Consider the following 18,642-nt stretch of genomic DNA (forward strand, 5'->3'; position numbering starts at 1 on the left):
GTTATACCCCATACTGAGCTTTCCATAATTTTGTGTAGTAACCATTTTTCGCAAGAAGTTCACCATGCTTTCCTTTTTCAAGTAAATTTCCTTTTTGAAATACGAGAATTTGGTCAGCTTTTTGAATTGTTTTTAAATGATGAGCCACTACAAGTACAGTTCTATTCTTTGCAAGTTCTGTAATAGCATCCTGTATCAAAGATTCATTTACAGGATCAACATTACTTGTCATTTCATCAAGAATTAAAATCGGTGCATCTTTTAGAAAAGCTCTTGCAATAGATATTCTTTGTCTTTGTCCACCTGATAAAATTCCTCCATTTTCGCCAATATCAGTTTCATAACCTTTTGGTAAACTCATAATGAAATCATGTATTCTTGCTTTCTTTGCAGCTTCAATGATTTCCTCTTTTGTAGCTCCTTTTTTACCTACTCTGATATTTTCTTCAATCGTGTTATCAAACAATTGAACATTCTGCATGACAATGCTAATACGGTCTAAAAGCTCATCATAAGGAATATCCCTTATATCAATTCCTCCGAGTGTAATTTTTCCTTTATGCACATCATAAAATCTTAGAAGTAAGTTGGTTATAGTGGTCTTTCCACTACCTGATTCTCCAACTAAGGCTGTCATTGTTTTTTCAGCAATAGAAAAGCTCAATTTTTCCATTTTAAATTCATCTTTTTCATAGGAAAATCCAATGTTATCAAAAGCTATATCATTATCTTTCGGAACAATTCCATTCACTTTATCTGGGATTACATCTGCATATAAAATTCTTGAAAGTCTTTCGTAACTATCTACCGCCGAAACATAGTTCATATAGTGTTGTTCCATAGAAGCGAACGGCTTATAAAACTCTTTTGAAATTACTGCAAAGATAATAAAATTAAGTACATCAAGACTTCCCTTTATAACAAGTATTGCTCCTGCAATTAAAAGAACTAAATATCCAATATCCAGTAAAAACCCAAATATAGATAGCTGTTTTGCCTTGAATCTTGAAGCTACTTTGCTTGTTTCTCCAAACTTTTTTGTCTTGTTCATAAGCTCATTATCCAAGCTTTTATTGTTTGAAAAACTCTTTAGTACAGGTATTCCTCTAACATATTCAACAAATAAGCTAACCATATCAAGAAGTGCTGAATTATTCTGATTCTCTATTCTTTCAGATTGCTTAATTGTCAGATATAGAAAGACAAGTGCAATCGGAACAGATACAGCCATTAGAATAGCAAGTTTGAAATCAATACTTGCAAGACCGATAAATACGACTGCACCTATCAAAAAATCGCCAAACATTCTCGACCACATGTGTCCTACAACAAGAGACATATTATCAACATCTTTGTGTAAAATTGTATTGATCTCTCCCAGTCTTTCATTGGTATAAAATCCCAAACTGAATTTTTTCAATTTAATAATCATGCGTTCTCTGATTTGCTGAACAATATCAAAACCTGCACTATGCTTTTTCATATCTGCGACCATATTACAAATACCTTTGAACACTACAAGTAACCCAATTGCAATAAAATCTTTATATAAACTTGCTAAACTCGTCCCATCAAATATCTGAAACAGTATAGAAAATACGATAACAATCATGGCTATGGAGCTTAGTCCATAAAGGGCAAAGAATACACTTGATATAATCAAATCTCTCTTGCCGGTTTTTGTAAGCAGCTTTAACATTTCTCTAAACATTTTCTGTTACCACCTCTTTCAAATTCCATCTATCTACCTTGTTCTGTGCTTCAACCATATCCTTATAAAAATCACATCTTTTCATCAGTTCTTCATGGCTTCCTGCATCAAGAACAACGCCCTTATCCATAACTATAATCTGGTCTGAATCTCTAATCGTATTTAGATGATGAGCAATTGTAATGATAGTTTTATCCTTGCTTAAATCATCAATCGCCTCACTGATTAGTCTTTCATTTTCACTATCAACAGCTGCCATTGCTTCATCTAATATTAAAATCGGTGCATTTTTCAGTATCATTCTTGCTATGGAGATTCTTTGTTTTTCTCCACCGGATAACTTAACTCCCATTTCACCTACTCGTGTTTCATATCCATTCGGTAATGCTGAAATAAAATCATGGCATCTTGCTTTTTTAGCTGCCTCTATAACTTCTTCTTTTGTTGCATTTAGTTTTCCGATTGCTATATTTTCAAAAATACTTAAATCAAAAAGGATAACTTCTTGTTGCACACTACCAATCAACATTGAGATATTTTCTTGGCTATATTCTTTTATATCTTTTCCATTTATCAGTATTTGTCCTTCATCTGCATCCCAAAATCCCATAAGCAAATTAGATACCGTACTCTTTCCACAACCGCTTGCTCCTACAAAGGCATTCAAACTATTTTTCTTAAAATTCAAATTGATATTTTTAAGCTCAAAGCTATCTTTTCCGTATGCAAAATTCACATCTTTAAATTCTATGTTTCCAAATTCTAAACCTTGTTCTGTTTTTTTCTTTGGAAGCGGAACTGTTAAAACTTTTCCAATTGCCTTTAGAGCTTCCTTAAACACAATAGAAAAATGTTGCAATGTAGCCGTCTTACTTATAGATGCAGTAAAAGCAGACGATAAAATAATGGCAAGTATAAAATTAGGTGTTGTAATATTTCCATAGTAAAGAAATATACTTCCCAAAATCATGACAATAACTACTCCAATTTCCATAAATATGTCAATAAGTCCCATTGGAATTGTAACCATCCCCATGCTCTTTTTAACCCAGTAAATATATTCTCTTGCCGTTTTTAATGTTCTTTCACTAATTTCCTCTTCTTTAGCAAAAGCCTTAATCACAGAAATATTTTTTACATATTCCATTAGCTCTTCTCTCATCTTGTTTTCATGGTTAAAGTAAATAGCAAAGTTTTTATCCATTGTTTTCTGTGAAAGAACTTTTACCAAATACATGAGTGGAACTCCGGCAATCATTCCAAGAGCAAGACGTAGGTCCACAAAAATCATAGCTACAAAAATAATGGTAGGCAGAAGTGTAACTGACATTATTTCAGGAAGACCATGAGCAAGATATACTTCCACTTGTTCTACATCATGTTGAACAATGTTGGTAAGCTCCCCAGTATTATGTTCTTTAAAAAATCCCAAACTCAGTTTTTTCAGATGACCTATAATATCTAACCTAAGTTCTGTTAATTTTTCGTATGCTTTCTCATGGGCAACCTTTGTTGCAAAATAATAAAACACTCCTTTTAATACAAATGAAGTAAAGATTCCTAAGAAAATATATTTCAAATTATCTTCGCTAATATTGTTTGTGATTAAAGAACTAATCAAATATACGAGTAAGATTTGTGGTATCAAATCAAATACTATTTTTAAAGCAAGAAGTGAATTGGATAAGCCGTTTTTCCCAATCACTTTTTTTCTTAATTCTTTTTCCGGCATGAACAACTCTCCTTTCAAAATTGAATAATATTGAATTTTAATTCAGTATTAAGGTTTAAAGTAAGACTTTGCTGATTACGCAAAGTCTATTTTATCCGATCACTATATTTTTTTAAATTACTGTATCAGCAAATCAAAAATTATAGCACAATCTTTTTCCATTTTCTAATCTTAGTTCTAAACGTTCCAAAAGGGGCAACCGTATTAACATGAATAAAATTATAAACTTCCCATGTCGCTGTTTTAGTAGCTTCATCAGCCCATTTTCTCATATGCGGTTGAAATAATTCTTCTTCACTTAGTGTATCAATCATTGTATAGATAGATATAATATTTTCTTTCAATCGTTTCTTTAATTCTTCTATCGATAAATGAGCATAAGTATCGGTAAACCACTGATATAATTCTCCAAGTTGATTCCATTTAAACATATCCGACGGTGTCTTTACTTCAAAACCGTTTTTCTCATCTTTTTCCCATTTCAAAACTAATGTTGTCCATCCGAGTTGATAAGCAAGATTTTCTGCTGGTGTTCTGTCAACTTCAGGGACTCTCTTATCTTTGAGAGATTCAGGAATAATATCAAATTCAGAAATATACTTTTCAAAACTTTTATTTATCTCAGATTTCAGTTCTTCTTTATCTTTATATATCTTCAAAATATCTCCTCCAAAAATTTAAATTTATCGCATTTAAATATCAAATCAACTTACAATGATTCCACTCCCTTGTAATAACACTTTGCAATAAGTTTTAGCATATCTTTTGCCCACTTTTCACTTTGATAATGCCTTGCTATTTCAAGAAGTCCCTCTGTAAAGTTACTGGCTAAAATATGGGCAAGCATTGGATCATATTCCTGTTTCGATTGTCTTTTTAAACTTACTTCAATATGAACCTGCATTTGCGATATGAGTTTTTGTTTTGCTTCTGTATGCTTTGTACCTGAGCTTTTATCCATTAAAATAATTAACTTCTTACGATCTTTTAAAAGTTCATGAATATAATTTTCTCCAACTTCATCAAACCTTTCAGAAGCAGAACCTTTTTCCAAAGATTCTTCCTCATTAAAAGCTGACTCGAAGTTTATATAAACAGAACTTACTACTGCATCAAACAAAACTGCCTTATTTTTGAAATAGGTATAAATTAGTGCCACAGGAATATCTGCTTCTTTTGCAATTTCTGTTAATTTGGCACCTCTATAATCCTTTTTATAAAATACTTTTTCTGCTGCTTCGAGTATTCTATTTCTAACTTCTTCTTTTAATACTTGTGCCATAGCACACCTCTTTCTATTCCAATACTGAATCTATATTTAATAATAAATTAAAATTCAATATTTGTCAAGATAGATTTAAATATTTGTTTTTATATACTTCTTAGTTGTCAAGACATATGTTACACTTTGAGAAATACTCGGATACTATTTCATTAGGACTTTTGAAATTAAGACTGGTCTTAGCTGTGCTGTTATATCTTTGCATATGTTTTCTTACAGCCGTTTTCAGTTCTTTTTCACTTCTAAATATCTTTCTACCATAGAGTATTTTTCCATCTTCTCTATGACTTCGTTCTACTTTTCCATTTTGCCATGGTGAATATGGTCTTGTTCTTTTTATCTTCATTCCCAAATAATCAGCAACTAATTGAAATCTTGTTTTTCTATTGGTCTTTTCTGCATCATTTACGAATTCATATCCATTGTCTACTTGTATTGTATTTATTTTAAATCCCATATTCTTTTCTAATTCAAGCAAATATCTGCTAGTTTCATATGTACTTTTTTCTTTGACTATTTTTAGCACCCTTTTTCTGCTATATTCATCTATTGCAGTTATTTGATAATATCTATCTCCATAGCTTGGAAATCTTACGCATTCTTCCGGCACATATTTGATATCTACCTGTACTTTACTTTATCCCCAGGGTATATACCATCCATTCCTTCATACTTTGTATAGCTTTTACGATGTATTTTCGGCTTTATATAGCCCCTCTTTCGTATTTGTTTACACATACTTCCAAAACTTCTTGTGTATCCTTTTCTCTTGCATCTTACATATACTTCTGCAAGCCCATATATACCATTACGCTTAAGCATACGCCGAATTAAGCCAAGTTCCTCCTCATTATGGGCATTTGGGTTATTGTGCGGTTTTCTTGATTTTAAAGCAAGGCTTCGTACATCTCCATCATATTTTTTTAATTGACGATATACAAACTGTCTATTGGTTTGATATCGTCTGGCTGCACTTGTTACACCATGTTTTAAAGCATATTCACATAAACGCTGGCGAAATCTCATTTCTTCTGTTATACTTTTCATGAGAGATACTCCTTTTGATATTGTTTCTGTCGTTAAAAACTATTATATCAAAGTATCTCTCTTTTTTTATTTATTTCTGTAACATATGTCTTATCACATTACAGATTTAAATATTTGTTTTTATATACTCACTCACCGGTATCCCCACTCTTTTCAAAACCTTTATTTTCTCCTGTTTCTTCTGTTCTCTTCTTGCCTTATATTTATCTTCATACTCTTTCTGTTTTCCACTCGCTTTACGCTTTAGGTAATTTTGATGTAGCTTGTCTTTTCTTTCTTCGATTTTTCTTTCTTCTTCCTCAAGTTTTTGTTTTTTTTCTTCGCTTAACTCCGCCTGTGGTAGTTCGTAATTACCTATGAAATTAAAGTAAATTTCTATCTTTTGCTTTGATGTCTGACTTCCTTTTCTATCTCTTTCATGTACGATAATCTTTTCTACAAACTCATTTATCATTGTAGTTGTAAGTTCATCAAAGTTTTCATAACGACTGATAAGAGATATAAATTTTCTTGCTCTGTCTGTTTCTTTTTCATATCTTGATACCTGCTGCTCTAAATCTTTGATCTCTTTGCTTAAAGTTATCTGCTCTGTTTCATATTGATTGTTTAGTATCTCATATCTGCTATTTGGTATTTTGTTAAGGATCATATCTTCGTAAATTCTGCACATAAGTCGTTCGAGTTCCCTAAGTCTGTTTTGGCTTTCCGTTAATCTTACCTTTTTCTTTTCTATCTCTATTTTTTCTTTTTCTTCCATTTCATTTTGAATGGAACAGATAAAGGCTTCATTATCTTCATCAAGGTATTTTTTAATATCTTTTAGTGTGTCTTGTATTAAATTTAAGACTACTTCCGCTTTTATTCTGTGTGCTGATGGACAAAGCATGCCACAAGGTGTTTTAGTATAGGCACTGCAAGTGTAATAGGGTATATTTTTGTAATTGCTTGTTCTATGAACATACATTTTACTTCCACAATCTGCACAATACATCAGTCCTGTGAGTGGGTGATATTCTCCCCAACCGTCAGGATACCTTTTTACATTTCCTCTTATCCTTTGCACATTGTCAAAGGTTTCTCGATCTATAATTGGCTCGTGTGTATTTTCAAAAATAAGCCAGTTATCCTCGGATACATATTTGCTTTTCTTGTCCTTGAAGTGTTTTCTTGTTTTGAAATTGACTGTATGTCCCAAGTATTCCTGTTTCTTTAAAATGCTTGCTATGGTTGAGCTGCACCAACGATAGGGATGTTCAAAGTTTTTGCTTTGATATAGTCCATAGCCTAATTTCTGTTGATGATAGGCTGGTATATCTACTTTTTCACTCTCCAATATCTTTGCTATTCGATACGGACCATTGCCTTGCATGGTCAGGTTAAATATTCGCCTTACTATCTCTGCTGCTTTTTCATCTACTATCCACTTGTTTTTATCTTTTTCATCTTTGATATAGCCATAAGGCGGTGTACTTGCAGTATGTTTCCCACTTTCGCCTTTTGACCTGAAAGTCGATTGGATTTTTCTTGATGTATCTCTTGCATACCATTCGTTCATGATATTTCTAAAAGGGGTAAAATCATCTTCTCTGTAAAAACTATCTACATTGTCATTGATAGCGATTAGTCTTACGCCCTTTTGTCTTAGTATCTCCATACATTGACCGACTTTGAGATAATCTCTGCCAAGTCTGCTCATATCTTTTACAATGATACAACCAATATTTCCTTGATTGACTCCGTTCATCATTGCCATAAATCCCGGTCTGTCAAACTGCGTTCCACTGATTCCATCATCTGTAAAGTGAATGATGTTTGACAAATTATTTTTGCTTGCGTATTCTTCCAATATTTTTTTCTGATTGATGATAGAGTTACTCTCTCCTTGCAGTTCATCATCACGACTTAATCTCTCATAGAGTGCTGTTATCTTTTCAAAATTCCTCATTTTTACCCCCTTTCTCTTAATTTTTCAATAAAAAAGAATTAAGAAGTACATATTTCACTAAAATAGTGATTAAGTGTTCTCCTTAATTCTATTACTCCAGCAGCCAATTTGTACTTTTTATATTGCTTCACCGCAAAGTGTGTCAGTTCTTTCTTTTCCAATGCTTCAAAGAGTCTATCAATCGGATTCATGTAGGTTTCATCATCTTCTCTTACCTCTGAAGCGTCTATCATATCAAGTAGTGTTGCAAAGTTCTTTTCTTCTCTTGGAGCCTCATACCAGATGTAGCCGATAAGTGCCGTATAGTAGAGTTTCTCAGCTTTCACCCAAAAGTCCTCACCTGCTTTTTCTCCCTCGCCCTTCGTGTTTGCGATAATTGTCTGAACAAGCTTTAGAATATCTTTTTCAGAACGAATATATGCAAAAGGATTGTATTTCATGGATTTTTTGAAGTTTATGGTATTTAGAATTTTAATCTCATAGCCATTATCTTCAAGCATCTTGCCACACTCAAGGACTATTGTTCCTTTTGGGAAGATTTGTCAAGGACATAAACAAAATTTCTTTGACAAATTTATATCTTCTCTGTTTCTCTCTTGATTAGCTTTAGTATTTTATCCTTGTATGTTTCGCCTGTTCCTTGCTTGAAATGTAGGTTTACAGTGTATTTTGTCTTTCCAATATCCATAATTAACTGTTTATTAGGTGGCGCTTTTATTTCTCTTTTTTCTTCTTCCATAAGTCCTCCTTTCCGTTTTTTAGGCGAAGAAAAAACAGTAAACCTTTTTTTGATTTACTGTTCCTGTGTTAGTTATTATTAAATTATTCAATTTACAAAATTGGATTTACCTATTTTCAATCATCAATTCTTTACATTCCCATTCTTTTCCCAAAACATTATATTTTTCTGTTTTATCAAGAATTACATCATCAAAACCAACTGCTTTATAACATAAATATGCTGGTTCATTATTTTCAAAAACGCTTAATGAAACCTTTTTTGCTCCATAGATTTCAAATGCAAACTTTAAACCTAACTGAAGCATTACCTTCCCATATCCTTTGCCACGATGTGAAGGGTCAACAACTATGAAACCAAACCTCAATTCATCAAAGTTTTCTAAAGGTCTTCTCATTGTAAAAAAACCTATTATATTATCATCTTCAATAGCTGTAAAAGCCATTAGATTATTAACAAAATCAAATTTTTCTTTTGTTATTGGATATTCTCCCAAAACACCAGCAGACCATTTGTAAAAAGACATTTCATCTTTACTCCAAGAAAGAATTGTATCTGCATCATTTATATTATAAGGTCTTAATCTCAACATTACTTACCTCCATAACTGCAATTTATTTGTTAACATTAACTAATATTATACCATTTTTACGCCTTTTTTCTATATTGGCTTTATATGCCACTTGACAGTTATCTATAAAGTTAAAATATACTACCTTTCCTCATTTCTATAATAATCTTTTGTTTTCTCTTTTTTCTTTTCGTATTTCTCCTGTTGCTCTTGGTACTTTTTAATCTGTGCAATTACACTTGGCTTTTCTCCTCGCTTGATTGCCTTGTCTATCTCAATGGATAGGTCTATTCCATAATTATCATTGACTATCTTTACTGCATATTTGATATGGTCAATATTTTCGTATTCTTCTTTGATAGCTTGAGAGTGTTTATTTAGCTTAGTAATTTCAACTTCAAGGCTTTTTATTTCTTTTTGCCAATCCTTACTCTTAATCGCTGATGAACCTGTAAACTGTTCAATCATTTTTCTTGCTCTTTTGTATTTGTCTATTTCATCTTTATGGGAATTGTAAAAGCTATCTTTGAATAGAGTTTTATTGTTCCATTCCTCATAAGTTGCTTTGTTGTCCTTGATAATGTCCGCATAAGTAAAACACTTATTTAAGTTTTCTATTCTTTTACTTTTAACCTTAACTTGTTGATTGATGTTCTTATTTTCTGCTTGTAGATTACTTATTTTTTCTTGTAAGTCTGCTATGGTTTGTAGCTTATTATCTCTAAGGTAATAGATTGCTTTTGAAAATCGTCTAAAGTCAGCAGCCATATTTTTGTTGCTTGCATAAGGCTTTAATGCTCTTGCTTTTTCTCCCTGTAAGTCGTGATAAATAGAAATGTATTCATAAAGGTTAAAGAGTTCTGCTTTGTTCTCCAGTTCGTCTTTTTTCTCTTGCTTATATTCATCATACTTTGTTTGAAGTTTTCCAACTAAGGAGTCTATCCAAGAAGTCAGTTTTGATAGTTCTTCTTTTAATTTCTTAAACTCTAAATTAAAGGCTATGATTTTTCGGTTGTGATTTCCTCTTCCTGTGGCTATACCTTTCTTCTCCATCTGGTAGCTTGCTGTGCCTAAATGAACTTGTGGCAGTTCTTCTCTTCCTTGTTCTTCAAAGGTGCGTGGATCTATTCTTTTGTCGATACCATTTTTCTCTAAATATTCATTTGCCTTTTTAGAAAAGTTTTCTCTCCATTCTTTTGCTTTGTCAGGTTCGTTCCAATCGTTTAGATTTACTTTTCTTGATTTATAGTTTCCACTTTTTAGTTTTATCTTTTCTCCGTTTTCATCAAGGATATATTCTTTTCTGCATTTGGGTTTCCATTTTCCATGTTCGTCAATTTCTCTAAGGGTAAGTAAGATATGGGCATGCGGTTGCTCTCCATTATCGCTTGCTAAAGGATTATGGATATTACAGTCTGCTATCATTCCTTTAGAAGTAAAATTTTCTTCTATAAACTCACTGATTAGCTTTATCCTATCTTCTTCATTTAATTCTCTTGGAAGTGTAAAAAGTAAATTTCTTGCAAGTTGTGAGTTTTTACTTTTCTCTATTTTCTCTACACTATTCCATAGGTATTCTCTATCAGAAAACTCTTTTGGGATATGTTCCGGCAGAAATATTTTTGAAAATACAAGGTCTTCTTTTTTAGAATAGTCATGAACTTTTCCATAGTGTTCATCATTCAATTTATCTCTTGCGTTATATGCCGCTTTCGCAATTACGCTTGCTCCTTTTGACCTTGTAACTATATCTACATGGGTATGCAAACTTTTTGCTTCCATTATGGTATGCTCCTTTCTGCTTTAATATTTTTAGAATTAGCAGATAGGTTATCTTACTTTCATCTGCTCATTTGCTTTCTTTCGATATTCTATTTAACTGTTTTCTTATCTCTATATGTCGGAAGTATCTTCGCTCCCTTTTTCAAAGGGCGCAAAGATACACCGACTACATTCGGTGCTTTGCGTTCTTGCAGAAAGCTATACACTCCGCTAAGGAAACAAAAACGCTAAAGCATTTTTATTTGTTCAAGGGGGCTACTCCCCCTTAATCCCTGTGGACTTTGTTTTTTGTAGATTTTTCAAATCAACAAAAAAGCAAAGTGTTAAAATGATTTCACTCTGCTATGCTCTAATTTTCTTATTTAATTTTTCCGATTGCTTATATCTCATCTTCAAATTCTTCCAAGTCCTTTTCAGTTTCTTCATCGTCTATCCCATTGTTTTCATTTTCAGTATTTGAAGTTTCTTCTAAAGATATCCCCTTTTCGCTTAAATGCTTTTCAGTTAGTTCCTTTAATTTTTCTCTATATCTGTTATCTGAAAATACATAGTCTAAAAAGGCATAGATTAAATCATTATCTGTATTTTCTTCTGCACCTGTTATTTGTCTTTCAAACTTTTCAAATACTCCACCTTTTTCTACTTTTCTTTTTGTATCTGCCTTTCTTTTAAGATGAGATTTCTTCTGTCTTAATTGCTTGATTTTGTTTTCTGCCTGTTCTTTTTTCTTAGTTTCTTTTTCTAATTGGCTGATTACATTATCTAATTCTTTCATGGTAATTCCCTCCGTTTTAATATTTTTATATTGAAAAAGGCTAAATACCTTTTTATAGGTAAATAGCCTTTCTCTTTCTACTCTTAAATTTTATCTTTTAATATCTCTCTTAGTTTTTATAAAATCTTATCCCTCCTTTTTCCAATTGCTTGATAGCTTACTTTTTCTTTTTTACCGATTGACCTTAGACTTTCTTCTCTGTAGAAGATGGCTTCCATTAACTCTTGTTCTTCTTTTGTTAGAGTATTTAATGCTCTATGAAGTTCTTCAATTTGCATTTTTACTTCTACAATTTTTTCTAAGTCTATTTTTTCATCTATAATGTTATCTACAAAATGTCCGTCGTGATCCAATGCTGAAAATGATATAACATTATGCTTCCAATCTTTTCTTTGGAGATACTTTTCATGCTCTGTTATCTTCCAGTAGGCTTTATATACTTCTTCGCTTACGGGTACGGATTTTCCTTTTACATAAAGGTAATATTCTTTAGCCACTTAGTTATCCTCCTTTTCCTGCTCTCTGTTTTGTTTTTTGAGAATAAAAAAGGAGGACTTCTACAATTTGGCGTAAAAAGTCCTCCGAAAATAACAATTAAATTAACTCTTATTGTTATTAGATTATTTAATTGTTCAAGAAAATATTCATATAAAAATGAACCAAAAAGGCATTATAAACCATAATCTATTTACAAAATATGAATATACGCTCATTCACATTACCTCCTTAGCTATTTCTACACTTAGATGCCTCCTTATTTTTTAATCAGCAGATGTAATTCCTAATTACAAATTGTTTTTTATTGCTAATCTCAATTTTTTATGAATACTAATAGCAAAAGGAATTGTGATGATTGTTGTTATTAAATCTGAAATTGTTTGAGCATATATAACACCATTTAATCCCATAAATTTAGGCAACAATAAAATGATAGGGATAAGCACAATCCCTTGTCGCAATGAATTTAGAAATACTCCCCCTAATGCCTTTCCTGTAGACAAATACAAGGTAGAGTAAGTAAACTGAAATCCAAATGTTATAAACATAATTACAGCTGCTCGTAATGCCGGTACTGCTATATTTAATACATTTTCATCAGTCCCAAATATAGATAATATACTTGGTGCAAATATATAAACTATCACAGTCCACGCTACACAAAATACATTTGTCCATTTAATACTTGCCTTTATAGCTTCTCTCACTCTTTCATAATTCTTAGCTCCGTAATTAAATCCAGCTAATGGTTGCAATCCTTTCATATATCCAAATACAACATTTGTTCCTAATGTTACAATTCTAAGAACAATACCCATTGCAGCTATTGCTTCTTCTCCATAAAAGGACGCTGCATAAGATATTTTGCTGATAGATATTGTTTGTAGAATTTGAAGTATTAACATGGAGATACCTATCTTTAATATCTCCTTATAAATTGCAACTGTTGGTTTAAAGTTAGGTAACTTTATCTCAATTAAATTTTTATCTCCTACAAAGTAAATGAGATACATTAGACTGGTTATCACTCTGGCTATGAGTGTCGCAATAGCTGCACCTCTCACTCCTAAATTAAGTCCGAATATGAATATCGGATCTAAAATCATATTTGATATAGAGCCTACAATCATAGCCTTTAAGGAAATTTTAGCAGCTCCTTGTGCAACGGCTAAATTCCCAAGTGTTACATTTATCGTTCCCAAAATACCGCCTACTATGAATATTCCTGTATACGACTTAGAAATTTCAATAATAGAGGGGATGGCTCCCATAAATTTCAAAACACCATCTAAATAGCAAAACAATAAAATAGCTATAATTATCCCTAAAATTGCACTTGATATTAGAGCAACTGTTGCTACAATACTTGCTTCTTTTTTATTGTTTCCTCCAAGTAGCCTTGATATATAAGAGCCTGCCCCTGCACCAAATGTTAATCCTATCCCTAAAAAGATAAGTTGAATTGGAAATGCAACTGAAACGGCAGCTACTGCCTCTTTCCCAAGTCCAGACACAAAATAGGTATCCACAACATTGTATAAAGCAGCTACCAACAAACTGATAACCATAGGCATACCTAACTTAAAAAGTGCCTTATCAATATTTTCTTCTTTCAAAATTTTTATTCTACTTTCGTTCATTTAAAATTTCTCCACTTCTCAATATTTTATTTTCTGTATTTATGCAACAAAAAAGGCATAAATACAAAATAGTATCTGCCTTTTGCTTAATAATTTATAAAACAAAAGGCTACAGACAAAACATTGCCCATAGCCTTTTACATTTTATTTGTATATCGAGAAATGCACACAAAAATAAAGCCAACTAAATGACCTAATTTTTTGTATTTCCCGATGAAATCTTAAATGTAATCTATTTGCTATACTCTGTACAATGTTTCATCGGTTTCATTTGTACAGAGTTAAGTTTGTTCTTAGGATGGTTTCTTAAATAAATTCTCATAACAATTCCCTTTCCATATATTATAATATTTTATCATATTCTTCAAAAATCGTCAAAAAACCATCATTACATACTACCAATTTTCGTCTTTTCTTTTACCTCTTCCAATTATATATAATTGTATTCGTGTTTCTTTTTTCGTTGCCCATCTATTTCATCAAATTCTTCCTGTATAAGTTATTTAGATTCTTCTTGTGACACTTCAAACTTACCTATAAAATTAAAGTACACATCAACTTGTTGTTTTCTGTCTTTCTCTTTTCTTCCCCCTGTGGCTTCATGGACTACAACTTTTTCTATATACTCATTTATCATTGGTACTGTCAGTTCCTCAATATCTGTATATTTCTCTATCATTTTAAGGAATTTATCTGTGTCAATTTTTCTCTGATGATAGCTTTCTATTTCTTGCTCAAAATACTGTATTTGTTTTTCTAAATCTTGTTGCTCAGTATCATAAACATTAAATAATCTATCAAAGTGTTTTATAGGAATTTTCCCAAGTGCATGGTCTTCATACAGTTTTGTAATAAGGGTTGTTAGTTCTGCATTTCTTGACGATAGCTTTTCTAACTTCTCTTTATCTCCTTGATACTTTTCTTCTCTTTTTTCATCGGATAACTCGTTCATCACTTTTAGAAATTCTTGCTTTTCTTCTTTTGCAAAGTCGGTGATTTCTTTGATTGATTTTAATAGAATTTCATTCACTGTTTTTAGTTTGATATAGTGAATACTGCAAGTTCCTTTTCTGTGTCTGTAATGTTGACATACAAAGCAATAATCACAATCATATTTCTTTGCTTTGTGTTCTGCCGGCTCTCTGTAACTTAATTTACCGCCACAATCTGCACATATTAATAGTCCTGTAAGTGGATTTGATGTTTTGCCATACTTAGGACTTCTTCTCACTGTTTTTCTTAGCCTTTGGGCGTTTTTCCATGTTTCTTCATCAATGATGGCTTCATGAGTGTTCTTAAAGATAATGAGTTCATCTTCTCTTGCTTTTCTTCTTTTCTTGGTTTTGTAATCAACACATATTGTTTTACCAAGAACAGTGTGTCCCATGTATTCTCTTTTTTCTAAGATATAGCCTATTGTGGTCGGTGTCCAAAAATATGGGTCGTCTATTCCTCTTTTCTTGGAACTGTGGTTATTTTCAGGATAGTGTATTTCTGCATAGGCAGACGGTATAAGGACTTTATCTTTGGTTAGTATCTCTGCTATCTGTGTTACTCCAAATCCCTCTATAACAAGCCTGTAAATGCGTTTTACGACCTTTGCACTCTCTTTATCGACAAGTAGCTCCTGTTTGTCCTTAGGGTTTCTATAATAGCCGTATGGAACGCTTGGTGATACTCTTTTGCCTTCTTCCATTCTTGCTCTAAAGATGGATTGTATTTTTCTTGAGGTATCTCTTGCATACCATTCGTTCATAATGTTTAGAAATGGTGTAAAGTCGCTTTCTGCTTGTTTTTCACTGTCTATTCCGTTGTTGATAGCAATAAATCTTACTCCCTTTTCTTTGAAAAGTATTTCGGTGTAAAAGCCTACTTTGAGGTAATCTCTGCCAAACCTACTCATATCTTTTACTATCACAGTAGATACTTTGTTTTCTTCTACTGCTTTTATCATCTTTTGAAATCCCTCTCTATCAAAGGTTGTTCCGCTTACTCCATCATCGGTATAGTGATAGATATTTACAAAGCCGTTTCTTTTAGCATAACTTTCAAGTAGCTGCTTCTGATTGGTGATGGAATTGCTTTCTCCTTGCATTTCATCATCACGACTTAAACGCTCATAAAGGGCTGTTTGTCCTGTTCTTTTCATATTTGACATGAGAATTACCTCCTTTCCAAGTTTTTATTATTTTCTCTGTCCCTAAGAGGTTAATCCTTTAGGATCGGTCACGCAATATGACGAGTGCATTTGCATTAAGTTCGGTTTTACATAAAATCTTGTCTTTCCGGAGCCTGAACCACCTATAACCAAAACATTTTTATTTCTTGCGTACTTTGGATTAGCTGGTCTGCCGTTCATAGTTAATCGTTCAGTTTGTGTAAGCAAGATATTGTTCTGGAACTTTTCATCCATATACGGTTCTATATCTTTTCTCGTTCCCCATCTTGCTGAACCATACTCTTTTCCCTGTCTGAACTTTTTTGCGTTTTTACCTTTGGTATAGACAACAAACTTAATTAAAGCAGCTACTCCAACGCCCATTAAAATATCCGTTGGATGAATACTCGGAATAAATCTCATGGTATTAAGCTCTAATATTCCTTGGAAGATTTTGTCTATCACATCGCCACCAGTATAGGCTCGTACATGATGAGAAAAGATATTGCCAACATAGAAAAATGCAAGGTAGGGAATGTTCTGCTTTAGCAACTTTGCCTTATCTTGCACTTTAAATAAGCCTTTGATGTCTTTTAGTATTTTATCTATCATAGGCTCTGCTCCTTTTGTTTATTCTTGACTTTATCTTTAGAAAGAGAGTTCTTTGCCATCTCCTTGAACTTCTCAATATTCTTGTGGATAGATTCTTTTCTTTCCGTTTTCTTTTCTGATTCCGAAAGAGCGTGTTTAAAGGCTTTATCCATGACTTTCATGTCTTTTGCCTGAAAGAATACGGAGTATTTACCGCTTTCTTTATCTTTCATCACCGAAAACTTGACTCCGTATCTGTTCAGTTCCTTTTTTAACTCTTTCAGCTCAGCTTCTTCTACCGGAATTTCTTCAAGCTGTCCCTTTTTAACCATATCTTTTAGCTTTACTTCATTTCCGTTAGCATTAACCAGCTTTTCCAGTCCTCCAAGTTTTTCAGCCTCTTTCATCAGTTTCTTTAATAAGTTCAGAATTAGCTTTCCTGTTACTTTAGCAGCTTTCACTTCCATGTTAAGCGTTTTTCTTGCGATTTCTTCATTGATCAAGTTCTCTCACCTCCAGTCAGTAATCTTTCTTTATTTCTCTTTAATTTTTCTTCCTGAATAACTTTCCTGTAATCTTCTCCAAGTACCATCACAGGAATACACATCTCAATAATTCTTGAGTAAATTCTTTGGTATTCCACACTCTCCGTACAGTTTTCAATTTGGCTGTATGAAAGATTTGTGGTAAAGATTGTTGGCTTATGCTTTAAGTACCTGTTATTCACAATGTTATATACCTGCTCTTTGGCATAGCTTGTATCTCTTTCAATTCCTAAATCATCTAAGATGAGAACGGAAGTGTTTACAAGGGATTCGATATATGCGTTTTTATCAAGGTCAAATCCGCCTTTTTGCAGTTCGTTGATTATCTGTGCAAAGTTTCTAATCTTAACGCTTATCTGATACTGTTCAATCAGTGCATTGGCAATAGAGCAGGCAAGATAGGTCTTTCCGCTTCCAACTGTTCCATAGAACAGAAGTCCGATATTTTCCTTTTTCATCAATTCATAATCTTTTACAAAATTCTTTGCGATGATAAGGCTCTGATTTTCTTTTCCCTGATAGTTTTCAAAGGTATATAACCACTGAATCATGGATGTGAAGCAGATACTTTTTAATCTCTCGATTTCAAGCTGCTTTTGTCTTTCTTTTTCTTTTGCTTCTCTATCTCTATCGCATTTACAAGCTGTCTTAAATATCATCTGCTTTCCGAAAAATTCTAATGCTTTTCCATCTTTTCTTTCATGGCACACTTTACAGTAGGCGTGTCCGTCTTTGATGTATTCTTTTTCATGATTGAAGCTGTATTCCACATCTTCTATCATCACTTTTTCTAATTCTTTAATCATAAATGTACTCCCTTGTTATATTCCTCCCATGTAGGGATATTGGTTTTTTTCTTACTTCCCTGATCTTTATAAAACCAAGAAAGGATTGTTGCTTTATGGTCTCTATATGTTTTTCCGGTACTTTGAAGATAGGTTGATAATCTCTCAATGTAGTTATCAAGCTCTCCTGCCATTTTTATTTGTAATTCACCTATATCTTCGTCCTTTAAAAAGACATTTTGAAATGTTCCAAGTCCGTTTTCCCCAAAACTATATTCTCTCTTACTATACTTACTCTTATTATTCTCTATATAGTTAGAGTCAACATTTTGAACTTCCTGAAGTTCATTTTCTTTACTTCTGAGGTTAAAATCTTTTACTTCTGAAGTTAAGTTTTTTGATTTCTGAAAGTCATTTTCTTTTACCGCTATTATGCTCATAAAGTCTTTTACATAAATGACATTCGGCTTACCAAGTCCAAGCCTTACTCTTTCAATCAGTCCTATTCCTTTTTTGCTGTCTAACTCGTCTAATGTTTTTATGGCAGTAGGCTTTGAGATATTTCTTCTTCTCATAATTTCTTCAACAGTAAAATAGATAAAAACTCTGCCTTCCTTGTCCACCCAGTTATTCTTAAATGACATTCCTGTGCGTTTCAAAAGCATGGAGTATAGGATAATGGCTTCAGCAGACAGTCCCTTAAATTCTTCTCCGTCTACCAATATTTCAGGCACTTTTAGAAAGTTAAATCTTTCCGCTTCTCTGTTATAGAAATAGTCAAAGTTCATGCAGGATCACCTCCTCTCTTAAAAATTTGCAAAGAAAAAGACGATAGTTTTTT

Annotated in this window: 17 protein-coding genes and 2 pseudogenes; all 19 read right to left on the reverse strand. The window is 32.6% G+C overall.

All coding sequences use genetic code 11. The features are described from left to right. Window position 1 precedes the first annotated feature (1 nt). The 19 genes and pseudogenes from B8869_RS05925 to B8869_RS06015 all read right to left on the reverse strand — a co-directional run bounded on the left by B8869_RS05925 (window position 2) and on the right by B8869_RS06015 (window position 18,589). A complete protein-coding gene (locus B8869_RS05925; protein ID WP_084230734.1) occupies window positions 2–1,711 on the reverse strand; it encodes an ABC transporter ATP-binding protein in 1,710 nt (569 codons plus the stop codon). After that, complete coding sequence (locus B8869_RS05930) at window positions 1,704–3,443, reverse strand: ABC transporter ATP-binding protein (RefSeq protein WP_084230735.1); 1,740 nt, start codon at window positions 3,441–3,443, stop codon at window positions 1,704–1,706. Before B8869_RS05930 ends, B8869_RS05925 begins: the two co-directional genes overlap by 8 nt. Window positions 3,444–3,583: 140 nt before the next feature. Beyond that, entirely contained in the window at window positions 3,584–4,102 is a 519-nt protein-coding gene (locus tag B8869_RS05935) for a ClbS/DfsB family four-helix bundle protein (RefSeq protein WP_084230736.1), read from the reverse strand. Between the two features lie 50 nt (window positions 4,103–4,152). Then, window positions 4,153–4,725, reverse strand: coding sequence for a TetR/AcrR family transcriptional regulator (locus B8869_RS05940; protein WP_000079884.1), 573 nt, complete (start codon window positions 4,723–4,725; stop codon window positions 4,153–4,155). Between the two features lie 100 nt (window positions 4,726–4,825). Further along, window positions 4,826–5,335: a DDE-type integrase/transposase/recombinase gene (locus B8869_RS05945; protein ID WP_200805960.1), complete on the reverse strand. Its 510-nt coding sequence runs from the start codon at window positions 5,333–5,335 to the stop codon at window positions 4,826–4,828. Between the two features lie 11 nt (window positions 5,336–5,346). Continuing rightward, entirely contained in the window at window positions 5,347–5,772 is a 426-nt protein-coding gene (locus B8869_RS05950; protein ID WP_084230738.1) for a hypothetical protein, read from the reverse strand. Between the two features lie 106 nt (window positions 5,773–5,878). Continuing rightward, window positions 5,879–7,717 carry a recombinase family protein gene (locus tag B8869_RS05955; protein WP_084230739.1) on the reverse strand — a complete coding sequence of 613 codons (1,839 nt, stop codon included), beginning with the start codon at window positions 7,715–7,717 and terminating at the stop codon, window positions 5,879–5,881. Window positions 7,718–7,755: 38 nt separating this feature from the next. Beyond that, a pseudogene (locus B8869_RS05960) lies at window positions 7,756–8,250 on the reverse strand (type IV secretory system conjugative DNA transfer family protein); the annotation flags it as partial. A 41-nt stretch (window positions 8,251–8,291) separates the two neighbouring features. Beyond that, window positions 8,292–8,456 carry a transposon-encoded TnpW family protein gene (locus tag B8869_RS05965; RefSeq protein WP_026460218.1) on the reverse strand — a complete coding sequence of 55 codons (165 nt, stop codon included), beginning with the start codon at window positions 8,454–8,456 and terminating at the stop codon, window positions 8,292–8,294. Between the two features lie 106 nt (window positions 8,457–8,562). Further along, entirely contained in the window at window positions 8,563–9,048 is a 486-nt protein-coding gene (locus tag B8869_RS05970) for a GNAT family N-acetyltransferase (protein WP_084230741.1), read from the reverse strand. 120 nt (window positions 9,049–9,168) lie between these two features. Next, entirely contained in the window at window positions 9,169–10,809 is a 1,641-nt protein-coding gene (gene mobQ, locus B8869_RS05975; RefSeq protein ID WP_084230742.1) for a MobQ family relaxase, read from the reverse strand. Window positions 10,810–11,188: 379 nt separating this feature from the next. Beyond that, a complete protein-coding gene (locus B8869_RS05980) occupies window positions 11,189–11,584 on the reverse strand; it encodes a hypothetical protein (RefSeq protein WP_084230743.1) in 396 nt (131 codons plus the stop codon). Window positions 11,585–11,700: 116 nt separating this feature from the next. After that, window positions 11,701–12,081, reverse strand: a complete 381-nt coding sequence (locus B8869_RS05985; protein ID WP_084230744.1) for a sigma-70 RNA polymerase sigma factor region 4 domain-containing protein — start codon at window positions 12,079–12,081, stop codon at window positions 11,701–11,703. Between the two features lie 288 nt (window positions 12,082–12,369). Next, window positions 12,370–13,722, reverse strand: coding sequence for an MATE family efflux transporter (locus B8869_RS05990; RefSeq protein ID WP_084230745.1), 1,353 nt, complete (start codon window positions 13,720–13,722; stop codon window positions 12,370–12,372). 499 nt (window positions 13,723–14,221) lie between these two features. After that, window positions 14,222–15,880, reverse strand: coding sequence for a recombinase family protein (locus B8869_RS05995; RefSeq protein ID WP_084230746.1), 1,659 nt, complete (start codon window positions 15,878–15,880; stop codon window positions 14,222–14,224). 54 nt (window positions 15,881–15,934) lie between these two features. Continuing rightward, window positions 15,935–16,492 (reverse strand): annotated as a pseudogene (locus B8869_RS06000) (type IV secretory system conjugative DNA transfer family protein); the annotation flags it as partial. After that, window positions 16,489–16,974: a PcfB family protein gene (locus B8869_RS06005; protein ID WP_047199663.1), complete on the reverse strand. Its 486-nt coding sequence runs from the start codon at window positions 16,972–16,974 to the stop codon at window positions 16,489–16,491. The gene B8869_RS06005 and the pseudogene B8869_RS06000, both read right to left, overlap by 4 nt. Further along, window positions 16,971–17,822 carry an ATP-binding protein gene (locus tag B8869_RS06010; RefSeq protein WP_084230748.1) on the reverse strand — a complete coding sequence of 284 codons (852 nt, stop codon included), beginning with the start codon at window positions 17,820–17,822 and terminating at the stop codon, window positions 16,971–16,973. Before B8869_RS06010 ends, B8869_RS06005 begins: the two co-directional genes overlap by 4 nt. Beyond that, window positions 17,819–18,589 (reverse strand): replication initiator protein A, encoded by a 771-nt coding sequence (locus tag B8869_RS06015; RefSeq protein ID WP_084230749.1) that lies wholly within the window; start codon window positions 18,587–18,589, stop codon window positions 17,819–17,821. Before B8869_RS06015 ends, B8869_RS06010 begins: the two co-directional genes overlap by 4 nt. Window positions 18,590–18,642 lie beyond the last annotated feature (53 nt).

It is taken from the genome of Peptoniphilus asaccharolyticus DSM 20463 (assembly GCF_900176115.1).
Classification (GTDB): domain Bacteria; phylum Bacillota; class Clostridia; order Tissierellales; family Peptoniphilaceae; genus Peptoniphilus; species Peptoniphilus asaccharolyticus.

Coding starts and splice junctions, on each gene's coding strand:
- B8869_RS05980 (WP_084230743.1), bottom strand. CDS start 11,584: ATGAAAGAATTAGATAATGTAATCAGCCAATTAGAAAAAGAAACTAAG.
- B8869_RS05950 (WP_084230738.1), bottom strand. CDS start 5,772: ATGAAAAGTATAACAGAAGAAATGAGATTTCGCCAGCGTTTATGTGAA.
- B8869_RS05925 (WP_084230734.1), bottom strand. CDS start 1,711: ATGTTTAGAGAAATGTTAAAGCTGCTTACAAAAACCGGCAAGAGAGAT.
- B8869_RS05940 (WP_000079884.1), bottom strand. CDS start 4,725: ATGGCACAAGTATTAAAAGAAGAAGTTAGAAATAGAATACTCGAAGCA.
- B8869_RS05955 (WP_084230739.1), bottom strand. CDS start 7,717: ATGAGGAATTTTGAAAAGATAACAGCACTCTATGAGAGATTAAGTCGT.
- B8869_RS06010 (WP_084230748.1), bottom strand. CDS start 17,822: ATGATTAAAGAATTAGAAAAAGTGATGATAGAAGATGTGGAATACAGC.
- B8869_RS05970 (WP_084230741.1), bottom strand. CDS start 9,048: ATGTTGAGATTAAGACCTTATAATATAAATGATGCAGATACAATTCTT.
- B8869_RS06015 (WP_084230749.1), bottom strand. CDS start 18,589: ATGAACTTTGACTATTTCTATAACAGAGAAGCGGAAAGATTTAACTTT.
- B8869_RS05990 (WP_084230745.1), bottom strand. CDS start 13,722: ATGAACGAAAGTAGAATAAAAATTTTGAAAGAAGAAAATATTGATAAG.
- B8869_RS05995 (WP_084230746.1), bottom strand. CDS start 15,880: ATGTCAAATATGAAAAGAACAGGACAAACAGCCCTTTATGAGCGTTTA.
- mobQ (WP_084230742.1), bottom strand. CDS start 10,809: ATGGAAGCAAAAAGTTTGCATACCCATGTAGATATAGTTACAAGGTCA.
- B8869_RS05930 (WP_084230735.1), bottom strand. CDS start 3,443: ATGCCGGAAAAAGAATTAAGAAAAAAAGTGATTGGGAAAAACGGCTTA.
- B8869_RS05965 (WP_026460218.1), bottom strand. CDS start 8,456: ATGGAAGAAGAAAAAAGAGAAATAAAAGCGCCACCTAATAAACAGTTA.